We start from the raw sequence: 13,175 nt of genomic DNA on the forward strand, positions 1-13,175 counted from the left end.
GATTGTTCGGCTTGGTAATTGTACTATATCCGATTTATCTGTTATTTTTACATTTTAAAAAGGAGAACATGTTTATCCACTGTTCTCCTCTTCTTTTAATGAAAAATACCCCCAAAATTGGCACGTCAATTTTGGGGACGTTTTTATTATAGTTTAGTGAACTAAAAGTAAGCTTATACCAAACCTTGGGCAATCATGCTATCCGCAATTTGTTCAAAGGCTGCGATGTTAGCGCCTGCAAGGTAATCTGTACCAAGGTCGTATTTTTCAGCTGTTTCTTTAGCGGTGTTGAAGATATTTGCCATGATGTCTTTAAGACGGCCATCTACTTCTTCACGAGTCCATGAAAGACGAAGGCTGTTTTGGCTCATTTCAAGGGCAGATACGGCAACACCACCGGCATTGGCTGCTTTAGCAAGGCCGTAAAGAACGCCATTTTCTTTGTAAACTTTGATAGCATCAAGGTCAGATGGCATGTTGGCACCTTCAGCCACACAGTATACACCGTTTTTCACAAGGGCAGTAGCTTGCTCGCCGTTGATTTCGTTTTGAGTCGCACATGGAAGGGCAATGTCAGCCTTGCCATCGTAGTTCCATACAGAACCTTCGAAGTACTTAGCAGTTGCTTTTTCTGCAGCGTATTCTGTCAAACGAGCACGGCGTTTTTCTTTGATGTCTACCAAGAGGTCGAAGTCAATACCAGTTTCATCGATGATATAACCATTTGAGTCTGAAACAGAAATAACTTTTGCACCAAGTTCAGTCGCTTTTTGAACAGCATATTGGGCAACGTTACCAGAACCAGAGATAAGGACTGTTTGGTCTTTGAAGGATTTACCGTTTGCTGCCAACATGTTATCAGTGAAGTAAACCAAGCCGTAGCCTGTTGCTTCTGGGCGGATCAATGAACCACCGAAGCCAAGAGGTTTACCAGTCAAGACACCTGCATCAAACTGGCGGAGGCGTTTGTATTGACCGTACATGTAACCAATCTCACGACCACCGACACCGATGTCACCAGCAGGGACGTCAAGTGAAGGTCCGATGTGTTTTTGCAATTCAGTCATGAAGCTTTGGCAGAAGCGCATGATTTCAGCATCAGTTTTTCCTTTAGGATCAAAGTCTGAACCACCTTTACCACCGCCGATTGGAAGACCAGTCAAGACGTTTTTGAAGATTTGCTCAAAACCGAGGAACTTCAAGATGGATTGGTTTACAGTTGGGTGGAAGCGAAGGCCGCCCTTGTAAGGACCTACAGCTGAGTTGAACTGAACACGGTAGCCACGGTTGACTTGAACATTTCCATCTTTATCTGTCCATGGAACACGGAAGCTGATGATACGCTCAGGCTCAACGATACGGGCCAAGATGTTTTCTTCGATGTATTCTGGATGTGCTTCAAAAACAGGTTCAAGTGTAGAGAAGAGCTCTTCTACAGCTTGGAGGAATTCTGTTTCATGTGGGTTGCGGGCTTTGACTGCTTCAAAAGAAGCTTGGATGTAAGCTTTGGCATTTGACATGGGATCACCTGATTTCTTTTTTATTTATTAAATTGTCTGACAATTTAATTTATCTGATAATTATTATAGCACCATGATTTTTAAATGTAAAGAAGAAAATGTAAGAATTTTAAAAAAATTAATAAATTTTTATTAGAAAATCCGAACGTTAGTAGTAAATGAAGAAAATCCGTTTGTTTCTTATGATATAATCAAGAAAGAATGACCTATATGGAGGATAATATGGTTTCAACAGCAACGACACTCGGTGGATTTACCTTTGATAATTGTTTGATGAATGCGGCAGGGGTTTGGTGCATGACCAAGGAAGAATTGGATGCGGTTAAGAACTCGAAGGCGGGTACTTTTGTAACAAAAACAGCAACCTTGGACTACCGCGCGGGTAATCCAGAACCACGTTATCAGAATGTTCCGCTTGGTTCTATCAATTCGATGGGCTTGCCAAATCAGGGCTTGGCTTACTATTTGGATTATCTACTAGAATTGCAGGAAACGGAGCCAGAACGCACATTTGTTTTATCTGTAGTTGGAATGTCGCCTGATGAGACTCATGAAATTTTGAGAACTGTAGAAGCCAGTGATTTTAAGGGGTTGACAGAGTTAAATCTTTCTTGTCCCAATGTCCCTGGAAAACCGCAGATTGCCTATGATTTTGAAACGACAGAGACCATCTTGCAGGAAGTCTTCACTTACTTTACCAAACCACTCGGTATTAAGTTACCACCTTATTTCGATATTGTGCATTTTGACCAAGCAGCAGCGATTTTCAACCAGTTTCCTTTGAAGTTTGTCAACTGTGTCAATTCGATTGGAAATGGTCTATATATTGAAGACGAGCAGGTGGTCATTAAGCCTAAAAATGGTTTTGGGGGTATAGGCGGTGAATATATCAAACCGACAGCTTTGGCAAATGTCCATGCCTTCTACCAACGCTTGAATCCTGAAATTCAGATTGTCGGAACAGGTGGCATTTTGACCGGTCGTGATGCCTTCGAACACATTCTCTGTGGAGCCAGCATGGTTCAAGTTGGAACAACCCTGCAAAAGGAAGGTGTGGCAGCCTTTGAACGCATTACGGCTGAATTGCAGGCCATTATGGCTGAAAAAGGCTACGAGACCATTGAAGATTTTCGTGGCAAGCTACAGCACTTAGATGATTAAAATCATCTGTTGAAGACATAAAAAGAAGCTAACATTGTACCGTTCGCCCAGATAGTCTTTTAGGGAGTCGCGAGGGGATAATGTTAGCTCTTTTTAAATGGTCTGTGAAGATCGGTTTGATAATCGTTTGAGGAATGGAATACATAGTCAGAAACATATATTTGTGAGATGGAATTCTGATTTTATTTAGATTTTTTAGCAAAAATGTCGTATACTAATATTAGAACCTCTATTTATAAGTGATGTACTTTTATGGAAGAAATAGTTTTTTGAGGGACTACTGACTGTATTTTGAACAAAGGTTCTTAAGTAGGGAGTATGAGGGGATAGGTATGGAGAAAAGAGCGAACTATATTCGCAGAAAACGATATGCGTCCTATCGGACAAAGCTGCATTTGTTTTTTATCTGTGGCTTAGCGACTATTATCTTGGTGATTATTATTGTAAGCGAGCACCTAGTTCCTAGGCTGAATCAGCCCTCAGAATCAATGCACTCAGATAATTCTGTTCGCATCATGGCTCATGGGGATTTGCTCTATCACTTGCCTATTCTTCGAGGAGCAGAACAGCCAGATGGAAGTTACGATTTTTCTGAGAATTTTACCTACGTAAAGCCCTGGATAGAACAGGCTGATTTCGCTATCGCAGACTTTGAAGGGACCATTTCCCCAGATGTCGAGTTAGCAGGTTACCCACTTTTTAATGCGCCTGCCATTGTCGCCAATAATATCCGTGATGCAGGCTATGATTTGGTGGATTTGGCCCACAATCATATCTTGGACTCACATCTTTCTGGATTGGTTTCCACTGTCAATACATTTAGAGATGCAGGTGTGGATACAGTCGGTGTCTACGCCGAAGGCAATCGGGCAACTGCACCACTCTACATTCGAGAAGTCAATGGTATCCGTATAGCTGTCCTAGCCTATGCTTACGGTTTCAACGGGATGGAGGCTTTGCTGAGTCAGGAGGAATATGATGCCTATTTATCGGATTTTGATAAAGAAAAGATGCAGGCTGAGATTGAACGAGCAGAAAAAGAGGCGGATATTACCATCGTCATGCCTCAGACGGGTGTGGAATACCAGTTGGAGCCTACGGGGGAACAGACCAGTTTGTACCATCAAATGATTGATTGGGGAGCAGACATCGTTCTTGGTGGGCATCCGCATGTAGTCGAGCCCGCAGAGATTATTGAAAAAGATGGTCAGAGAAAATTGATTATCTATTCGATGGGAAATTTCCTGTCCAATCAGCGTATTGAGAGCATGGATGATACACCAAATTCCCAATGGACCGAGCGGGGTGTCTTGATGGATATAAGGATTCAAAAAGAGAATGGGCAGACAAGTATTCAAACTGCTCAAGCCCATCCAACCTGGGTGAATCGTATCTCTCAGGGAACGTATTCACAAGATGGATATGAGCGTTTTAGCTATCAGACCTATGTATTGGAAGACTGGGTCGCTGGTGGTCGATATTATGGGCAGCTAGATGAAGAAACACAGGTGCGTGTGGATGCAGCCTATCAAGAAATGAAAGACTTTGTCAATTTGGTATGGTGAGGAGAGAGAAGATGACAGTTCGATTAATTGCAACAGACATGGATGGGACCTTTTTAGATGGTCAGGGGAGTTTTGATAGAGAGCGATTTTCGAAGGTCCTGGAGAAGCTAGAAGAGAAACATATTCCTTTTGTTATCGCTAGTGGTAATGGAATTGGGCGATTACTACAATTATGCCAAGGATTTGAAGATAGATTAATCTTTGTAGCGGATAATGGAGCCCATGTGTATCAAAATGGCAAGACAGTAATTCGTCGGGCTATTCAGCAAGTGGAAGTCGGAGCAATACTGCATTTTTTCAAAGGCCGTTGGGCGGATGTATGTCTGATGTTGTCGAATGAAGAAAACATTTATATGCAGGTTGGGGCAGGTGTGCCATTTGAAGGGACGGATTTGCCAATAGAACCAGCTCAGATGGCTGCCTTCCAAAGTCGTGTGACCTACCTAGACGACCTCAGTGCCTATCCAGTTTCAGAGTCAATATACAAGGTTGGTCTCTGGGTTCCTGAAGCGCGTGTAGAATCGATAACGGAAGAGTTTAACCAGGCTTTTCAAGGTCCGCTGGTTGCAGTGACCAGTGGCTATGGCTCGGTGGACATTTTGCCGGCGGGGATCCACAAGGCCTGGGGCCTGGAGCAGGTCTTACAGGACTTGGGAATACAGGCAGAGCAGGTCATGGCTTTTGGAGATTCGGACAATGATTTGGAACTCTTAGCCTATGCTGGGCATTCCTATGCCATGGAAAATGCGACAGACAAGGTCAAGGCAGTAGCCAAGTACCGAGCTCCCAGCCATCTGGAGGCAGGGGTCATGCAGGTCTTGGAAAATTGGTTGTCGGAAACCAAGGGAGAGTAAAAAATCCTTGAGTATTTTTATATATCCTCATGCTCTAGTATAAAAAACAAGGTCTCTCAAGCACTGAGAGCCTTGTTTTAATTTCCTACGCTGGTAAATTTGGTCATGCCGTAGCGGAAGAGTTTGTAATTGATGGTAAATAAGACTAGGACAACCAGTGGCAGAGCCAGTCCCCACATAGACAGGTCTAAGAAGTAGAGGGCTGGGAAATAGGCTGTAAAAGCATAAGGGAAGACAAAAATCAGCAGGATTTGAATGATTTTTGGATAGATATTGAGTGGGTATTGAGCCATCTGATTGAGGGCGAAAATTCCCATAGTCAAAGGAAATGATTCCACAATCCAAAAGGCTAGAGCGGTTGGACCAAGTTGAATGGCTGCATAGAGTAGGCCGATACAAATGGCAATAAAGATGAGTAGGACTAGTTTTCCAAGACTCCATTCCATACCCAGTTCCTTGGAAGCCTGGGCTAGTGCAAGGGTACCGATGAGGGTTGTTCCGATTCCTTGAGGTTGAATTCGTTCACAGATAAGCTGAAAAAGTGGGTTCACAGGCATGAGGAGGAGGCGTTCAAATTCGCCTTGTCGGATGTAGCGACTGCCAAACATCCAGAGATTGTCAAAGAAAATCAAGTGAATGGAGCGTCCGACGGTCGCTATTCCATAGATGAAAAGCATTTGACCGTAGTTAAAACCAGCGATTTCCCTGATATTTCCAAAAAGAATATTGAGGAAAATCAGGTAGACAATTTGTTCAATCAAAGAGGAGAAAAGCCCGATGAAGAAGTCCACCCGAAAGGACATCTGGGCCATCATGTAGACCTTGATGTTATATAGATAGAGGCTGATATATTTCTTCATGTTAACCTCCAAAAATGACAATACGACGCTTGGCTTGGGACCAAAGAGCAGCGATGAAGAGAGCGAGGAATGGTATCCAGACAACTTGCAACCCCAAAGCAGTTAGATCGCTTTCCTGTCCTAGTAAAATGGAAACTGGAACGTTAACCGCATAATTATAGGGAAGGAGTTTTAAAAAGTTTTCCACAGCCTGTGGATAGAAGCTGAGTGGCAAAAGCGCTCCAGAAGCTAGATTGAAAAGTCCCATTCTCAGGAGCATGACTCCCCAAGCATTGACCGTAAAAAATGCCAAAAAACCGAATGCCATATCCAGTAATTGAACGATAAACATCCCTAGGATGGAGCTGACTAGAAAGAGCAAAATAGTTTTTCCGTCAGGAAGGTAGAAATCTTGATGAACAAGTAGAATACCGATAAATACAATAGCAAATTTTATCAGTTCCAAGAGCTTATTTCCAAGGTCTTTAAAAAAGAGGGCTAGAATAAAGGAATAGGGTCTGAGAAATTCTCCAGCAATGCTTCCTTTTAAAATGCTGTAGGACAAATCTTCTCCGAGTGAGAAAGAATTTAAACTGGCTAGTAGATTAGCAAAGATGATATATGTCGTAAAGGTTTGGAGGGTAAAGCCGTTGACTTCTGGTTGAGTGAAGAAAATGGTTTTCCAGACATAGAGAGCTACCATAATCTTCACTGCCAGTGAAACAAAAGTCGCTAGAAAGAAAGCCTTATACTGCATAGCATTCATCATGGTCAGGCGGGTCATGTAGAGATATTTACGCATGGATGCCCTCCTCATAAATTTGGCGGACCATGGTTTCAATTTCCAATTCTTTCATGGTAACATCTTCAATGGCAAAATGATTGAAAACTTGCTCAATCACTTGAGCACTGGTCCAGACCTTGCTTTGGTAGTGGATTTCAAAATGGAAGTCATCTAACTGTTCAAATTCCCAGCCATCCATTTGCAAATTTTTTTCAATTGTTTTTTCTGTGGAGAAGAGAATGGTCTTGACTGTGGAAAAGCGTTCTTTGAGGACGGTCAGTGAACCATCGTAGACTTTTTTGCCCTTATCGATAATAAAAATCCGCTCACAGAGGCTTTCGATGTCCTTCATATCATGGGAAGTAATCAAAAAAGTGGTCTGGTATTCTTGATTCATATAGCGGATGAAGGAACGAATGATCTCCTTGACGCTGGCATCCAAGCCAATGGTTGGCTCATCTAAAAAGACAACAGCAGGCTGGTGGATAAAGATAGCCGCAAATTCACAACGAACCCGTTGGCCGAGTGACAAATTACGAATTGGTTGCTTCATGATGTCTGCCAAGTCCAATAGCTCGATCAAGACAGTCAATCTTTCTTTGAATACCTTGTCTGGAACATCATATATTTTTGCGTGAAGGATAAAAGATTCCAGTACAGGCAAGTTCCAATCCAAGTGAGATTTTTGTCCAAAGAGAACGCCGATTTGCTTGTTGACAGCTTTGCGGTTTTCTTGAGGGTTGAGCCCATTGATGCGGACGGAGCCTTGGTCTGGATAGAGAACACCTGTCAGCATTTTGATGGTGGTGGATTTACCAGAACCATTGGAGCCGATATAGCCGATAATTTCTCCTTTTCTCACCTGTAAGGAAATATCTTGAACAGCAGGGATTTTCTTTTTCTTGGGGTTGAAAAAGGCCTTTATCGAGCCTTTGAGCCCCACTTCCTTATCGATAATAGAATAGGTTTTTGATAGATGTTCTGCCTGAATCATTACATTATCTCCTTTTAAGAAAACGTTTGCACGATATAGCTATTATACCATAATTCTTAAGTTGTGAAGCTAGAAAATAATGATTACGGTAACATTTTGATTAGAAAATCCGTCATGAATTGAGGTGATTCTTGCTTCCCATTTTTTATCCATACCTGCATGATACCGAAGAAAGCATGTGAAAAATAAATACTACGGTATTCTTTTTCCAGTTGTGATAAATTCTCTTTTCCTAAGCGCTCCGCTAAATCATTGGCAATAAGAAGTCGGACTTTATTGATAAGAAAATTTTGGATTTCTTGAGTTCCGTTATGGGTAAGTAGGGCTGAAAGTAATTTTTCACGATAGAGCAACTCGAAAATTTCTAAAAATGATGATTGGCGATTGCCATCATAGCGGTCAAATATAGCCTCTAATTTGTGAAAAAGTCCCTGTTGATAGGAGTCGATTAATTCATATTTATCCTTATAATGGGTATAAAAACTGGAACGACTGATACCAGCAGTCTGGGCTAGGTGTGTTGTTGTAATGTCATTAAATCCTTGTGATTCCAGGCAGGTTACCATAGCTTCTAAAATGGCCTGACGAGTCCGTTCTTTCCGATTATCTGTTCCCATAATTTCTCCTTTTGAACATTTTTAGACACAGTGTCTAAAAACAGTTCTTATGACTTGATTTTGAAAATGATACTTGTATAATGTATTTTATCAGTTTTTGGACAGTATGTCTAAAGGAGTTGCTTATGTTAAAAAAAGTAAAGAATATTTTCAAAAAACCAATGACTTTGGTTACCATTATTGGTATTGCCTGTGTCCCAGCCTTATATAACATTAGTTTCCTAACCTCAATGTGGGACCCTTACGGTCGACTAGATCAGTTGCCTGTAGCAGTTGTCAATCAAGACCAGTCGGCGAGCTTTCAAGATAAAATCCTCACTATTGGTGATGATATGGTAGATAATATGAAAGAGAGCAAAAGTCTGGATTTCCACTTTGTATCAGAAACGGATGCGGAGAAAGGCTTGGAAGAAGGGGACTACTATATGGTCATCACTCTACCAGAAGATTTATCAGAAAAAGCATCTAGTCTCTTGACGAATCAGCCTGAACCGATAACGATTTCTTATCAAACCTCCAAAGGTCATAGCTTTGTTGCTTCTAAGATGGGCGAATCAGCTATGGAGAAATTAAAGACATCCGTTTCAGAGACGATTACCGAAACATACACAACTGCTGTATTTGACAGTATGAGAGAAATTCAAAACGGCATGGTCGAGGCGGCAGATGGTAGCCAACAATTGACAGATGGAGCTAGTCAATTGGAGTCAGGCAGCCAAACACTTTCAAATGGACTGACTACTTTAACGACTTCGGGTCAAGTACTCGTGACAGGAGCAAATCAGTTAGCTACCGGAGTCGTGTCTTACACAGATGGAGTCAATCAGGCTGCAACAGGCAGTCAAACACTGTCCAGTGGCTTAACTACCTACACAAATGGAGTAGCGAGTCTTGCTTCAGGTGCGGAGCAATTAAATGTCAATTCCTCTCAGCTCATCGCTGGGGTGGGACAATTGCAATCAGGAGCAAGCCAGGTTGAACAACTGGTAACAGGGGCCAATCAATTGCAGGCAGGCTTGGAGCAACTCGCTAGTTCAACTAGTTTGTCTGCTGAACAGTCTAGTCAGATACAGGCCTTATTAACAGGGCTTCCGCAATTGCAAGCGGCCATCAATCAATTAAATGATAGCCTATCAAGTATCGGAGGACTTACAGTAGATACAAGCAGTTTATCCAATCTCTTGACGGAGATGGGGGCTCAGGCTCAAGGCTTGTTGACAGCAGCTCAAGCTGATAAAACAGCCAGCATTGAAGCCTTGCAAACCACGGCTACCTATCAAAACTTGCCAGCTGATCAGCAAGCTGAATTGGTTGGTGCCCTTCAAAATTCACCTTCGACAACAGTGACAGCAGCCCAAACGATTTTGGGTCAATTGTCGCAACTCAGTCAAGCCTTATCAAGCTTACAAAGTCTTTCTGGCATGGCAGCACAAATGAGCCAGCTTCAATCAGCTGTCGGTCAGATCAACACGGCAGCCAATCAAGCATTGCCAGGAGCTACAACAGCCATTGAAAACCTATCAAGTGGCTTGAGTCAGGTCAACACCGCCTTGAACCAACAAGTTCTACCAGGAACTCAAGCCTTGACGAGTGGTGTGAGTCAACTTCAAACGCAACTGTCAAGTGGAGCTAGTCAACTCATGTCAGGGGTGACAGCCTATACCGCAGGTGTTGCTCAATTAGCAGAGGGCGGAGCTCAGTTGGCTGCGAATAATAGTAGCATCCAATCAGGAGGTAGCCAGTTAACATCAGGATTGGCAACCTTGGCATCTAACTCCAGTCAACTTGTCAGCGGTTCAGGACAGCTGGCTTCTGGTAGTCAGCAATTGATTGCTGGTGCAGATCAATTGGCTAGTGGTGGTCAAACCTTGACAAGCGGTATTTCCAGTCTTCGTACAGGCAGTGAAACCCTAACAAATTCACTCAGCTCAGCCAGTCAACAACTATCAGTCATCTCTGTAGAAGACAAAAATGCACAAGCAGTTTCTCAACCAGTCACCTTGGAACACAGCGACCAAGATGATGTGAAGACCAACGGTGTCGGAATGGCTCCTTATATGGTATCTGTCGCACTAATGGTTGTAGCCTTATCAGCGAATGTTATTTTTGTCAAACACATTGATAATCGTTCCTACAAAAATCGTTGGGATTGGGCTAAAGGGAAATTGTTACTGAATGGTACGATAGCCAGCCTAGCAGCAGTGATTCTGTACGGTGTTCTTCGCTTGATTGGAATTGAACCGGCTCATCCAATGGCAACCTTGGGATTAATCCTTTTAGCCTCTTGGACCTTCATGGCCCTCGTTACAGCCCTGGTGGGATGGAACAATCGTTTCGGATCCTTTGCCAGTTTAATTCTCTTGTTACTACAGCTTGGCTCAAGTGCAGGTACCTATCCAATCGAACTTAGCCCACGCTTCTTCCAAGTCATTCAGCCTTATCTTCCAATGACCTATTCTGTTTCAGGTCTTCGTCAAACCATTTCTATGGTTGGAAATAGTAGTCATCAAGTTTGGATGCTGAGCCTCTTCTTAGTAGGTTTTATGGGATTAGGTCTCATGATGTATCGACCGACAGAGGACTAGTTTCTTTTGGATAATAGCAGAGCAGGTTTCCTGTTCTGTTATTTTTTGCTTTTTTTTTACATGTATCATTTACAATGACAACAAAAAGGTGTACAATAAAAGCAATCAATTCTAAGGAGGTTGAGATGTTAGAAGTTCGTCACTTGTGCAAAAGTTACGGAAGCAAGGAAGTCTTGAAGGACATTTCCTTCACTATTCCGTCTGGAACCATTTGTGGTCTAGTCGGGAAAAATGGAGCAGGGAAAACCACCTTCTTCCATTCCTTACTCCGCTTTGTCACATACGAGGGTGAGATTATCCTGGACCAGCAGGCAGTCACACCAGCTTTGTTCCAAAAAATCGGCTACCTGCCAGAAGAGCGAAGTCTGATGCCCAAGCTCAGCGTCTTTGAGCAGGTGCGGTATCTGGCTAGTCTTAAGGGGATGACCAGCAAGGAGGTGGCGGAAAAGCTGCCACTCTGGATGAAAAAACTTGAGGTCAAGGGCAAGATGACCGATAAGATCAAGAGTCTGTCCAAGGGGAATCAGCAGAAGGTGCAGTTGATTGTCACCCTGATTCATGAGCCAGACCTGATTATCCTGGACGAGCCTTTTTCTGGGCTGGATCCTGTCAATACGGCCTTGCTCAAGCGTGTGATTTTGGAGGAAAAGGAGCGGGGAGCGACCTTGATTTTCTCTGACCACGTTATGACCAATGTGGAGGAACTGTGCGATCAACTGCTGATGATTCAGGACGGACAGCTGGTGCTCAACGGAGGCATTCAGGAAATCCGTCGCCAGTTTGGTCGGACCCGCCTCTTTATCTCGTCCGACGTGGCACGGGAACGCCTGGAAGGTCTGCCCCATGTGCTGTCTGTTCAGATGACCAATCAGGACAAGTGGCGGTTGGTCTTGGACGACGAAGCTGCTGGACCAGAACTCTTCCAGCTCATCAGCGGAGGAAGCTATCTGGCGACCTTTGACCAGCAAGCTCCGACAATCGATGAAATCTTCAAAATCAAATCGGGGGTGGCAGAATGAACTCATTATTTCTAGTTGCGAAGGAAACCTATCTCCGTCAGGTCAAGTCTTGGTCCTTTGTCTTTATGGTCTTTGCTCCTTTTATTATGATTTTCTTTTCATTGGGAATCGGTTATCTGACGGGGTCTAGCATGGACCAAGGTGGTCAGGAGATTGCCCTGATTAGTCAAGAGGCGTCTGTTCAGTCGGCCTTTGAGGACTTGGACGGGCTAACCTCAGACTACACCGATGAAGAAGCAGCTAAAAAAGCTCTCGAGGACGAGGACTTGTTGGGCTATTTGATCGTAACCGTAAGCGACGGTCAGCTCTCAGCCGTTTATCATGGAAATGAACTGCCAAGTATAGAAACAGAAACGGCTATCCAGCAGACTCTGGCAGAGCTTCAGGACCAGTTGAACAAGGAAGATGCCCAGCTGACCAGTCAGCAAGAGGCGACACTGGCTCGCACCCCAGCTTATCAGGTCCAGTTGGTTGAGAACAAGGGCTATGAGAAGATTGGGAAATTTATTCTCTTCTTTGCCTTGATTTTCCTCCTCTACGTTCTGACTATGATTTATGCTTCGACAACTGCTCAGGAAGTGGCCAGTGAGAAGGGGACCAAGATTATGGAGGTTATCTTCTCTAGTGTACCGGCTTCGACCTATTTCTACGGCCGGATTCTAGGGATTTTCATGGTCATTGCCACTCACTTGGGCATCTATGCTCTTGGCGGTGTGGGCAGTTACCAGTTTGCCAGTCTAGCCCTGCTCACTATGCAGGACAATCCCATTGCTCAGGCTGTTTTGGGCGGATTTGACTGGTTTATTCTCTTTTTCTCCCTCTTTGGTCTGGTCCTGATTGTTGTCATTGCGGCCCTCTGTGGCTCCTTGGTGGTCCGTCAGGAAGATGTCAATAAGGCCGTCCAGCCAGTCATGTACCCTATTATTATTGGCTTTATCGGGGCAATGACCTTGGGTCAGCAGGCTCAGGAGTCTATCTTACTCAAAATCGGCTCCTATGTGCCACTGTTATCGACCTTCTTCATGCCAATTCGTATCATCAACGGCTGGGCAAATGGTCTGGAAGCAGGGCTTTCCCTCCTTATCCTCATTGCCAGCACAGTAGCAGCGATCTACTTTATCGGAAAATCCTATGCGGGCTTGATTCTGCAAACAGATGATATCGGTCTTTGGAAAAGCTTGAAAAAAGGTCTATCTAGTAAATAAATGAAGAAACCAGCCTAGGAAACTAAGCTGGT

Annotated in this window: 11 protein-coding genes; 6 read left to right on the forward strand and 5 right to left on the reverse strand. The window is 43.6% G+C overall.

Going from position 1 to position 13,175, the window contains the following annotated elements; translation table 11 throughout:
• Positions 1 to 173: 173 nt before the first annotated feature.
• Positions 174 to 1,520: an NADP-specific glutamate dehydrogenase gene (gene gdhA, locus PHA78_RS01360; protein WP_024378053.1), complete on the reverse strand. Its 1,347-nt coding sequence runs from the start codon at positions 1,518 to 1,520 to the stop codon at positions 174 to 176.
• 222 nt (positions 1,521 to 1,742) lie between these two features.
• Here gdhA and PHA78_RS01365 point away from each other — a divergent pair, with 222 nt between their 5' ends.
• The 3 genes from PHA78_RS01365 (at position 1,743) to PHA78_RS01375 (ending at position 5,100) form a co-directional block, all read left to right on the forward strand.
• Positions 1,743 to 2,681: a dihydroorotate oxidase gene (locus PHA78_RS01365; RefSeq protein WP_099831533.1), complete on the forward strand. Its 939-nt coding sequence runs from the start codon at positions 1,743 to 1,745 to the stop codon at positions 2,679 to 2,681.
• Positions 2,682 to 3,013: 332 nt separating this feature from the next.
• Positions 3,014 to 4,246, forward strand: a complete 1,233-nt coding sequence (locus PHA78_RS01370) for a CapA family protein (protein ID WP_024378051.1) — start codon at positions 3,014 to 3,016, stop codon at positions 4,244 to 4,246.
• A gap of 11 nt (positions 4,247 to 4,257) precedes the next feature.
• Positions 4,258 to 5,100, forward strand: coding sequence for a Cof-type HAD-IIB family hydrolase (locus PHA78_RS01375; protein ID WP_272158363.1), 843 nt, complete (start codon positions 4,258 to 4,260; stop codon positions 5,098 to 5,100).
• 77 nt (positions 5,101 to 5,177) lie between these two features.
• Here the strand turns inward: PHA78_RS01375 and PHA78_RS01380 are convergent, their stop codons facing one another.
• The 4 genes from PHA78_RS01380 to PHA78_RS01395 form a co-directional block, all read right to left on the reverse strand.
• Positions 5,178 to 5,960 (reverse strand): ABC transporter permease, encoded by a 783-nt coding sequence (locus tag PHA78_RS01380; protein ID WP_024377406.1) that lies wholly within the window; start codon positions 5,958 to 5,960, stop codon positions 5,178 to 5,180.
• 1 nt (position 5,961) lies between these two features.
• Complete coding sequence (locus tag PHA78_RS01385) at positions 5,962 to 6,741, reverse strand: ABC transporter permease (protein WP_024377405.1); 780 nt, start codon at positions 6,739 to 6,741, stop codon at positions 5,962 to 5,964.
• Positions 6,734 to 7,717, reverse strand: a complete 984-nt coding sequence (locus PHA78_RS01390) for an ABC transporter ATP-binding protein (protein WP_024377404.1) — start codon at positions 7,715 to 7,717, stop codon at positions 6,734 to 6,736. Before PHA78_RS01390 ends, PHA78_RS01385 begins: the two co-directional genes overlap by 8 nt.
• Before the next feature lie 83 nt (positions 7,718 to 7,800).
• On the reverse strand, positions 7,801 to 8,334 hold the full coding sequence (locus PHA78_RS01395) for a TetR/AcrR family transcriptional regulator (protein ID WP_024377403.1): 534 nt from the start codon (positions 8,332 to 8,334) through the stop codon (positions 7,801 to 7,803).
• A gap of 125 nt (positions 8,335 to 8,459) precedes the next feature.
• Here PHA78_RS01395 and PHA78_RS01400 point away from each other — a divergent pair, with 125 nt between their 5' ends.
• The 3 genes from PHA78_RS01400 to PHA78_RS01410 all read left to right on the forward strand — a co-directional run bounded on the left by PHA78_RS01400 (position 8,460) and on the right by PHA78_RS01410 (position 13,143).
• A complete protein-coding gene (locus PHA78_RS01400; protein WP_099807078.1) occupies positions 8,460 to 10,919 on the forward strand; it encodes a YhgE/Pip domain-containing protein in 2,460 nt (819 codons plus the stop codon).
• A 125-nt stretch (positions 10,920 to 11,044) separates the two neighbouring features.
• Positions 11,045 to 11,938, forward strand: a complete 894-nt coding sequence (locus PHA78_RS01405; protein ID WP_002941081.1) for an ABC transporter ATP-binding protein — start codon at positions 11,045 to 11,047, stop codon at positions 11,936 to 11,938.
• Entirely contained in the window at positions 11,935 to 13,143 is a 1,209-nt protein-coding gene (locus tag PHA78_RS01410; protein ID WP_002941082.1) for an ABC transporter permease, read from the forward strand. The genes PHA78_RS01405 and PHA78_RS01410 overlap by 4 nt, the downstream gene beginning before the upstream one ends.
• The last annotated feature ends 32 nt before the right edge of the window (positions 13,144 to 13,175 follow it).

Origin of the sequence: Streptococcus sp. HN38, from assembly GCF_028335765.1 — a bacterium.
Lineage (GTDB): Bacteria > Bacillota > Bacilli > Lactobacillales > Streptococcaceae > Streptococcus > Streptococcus suis_P.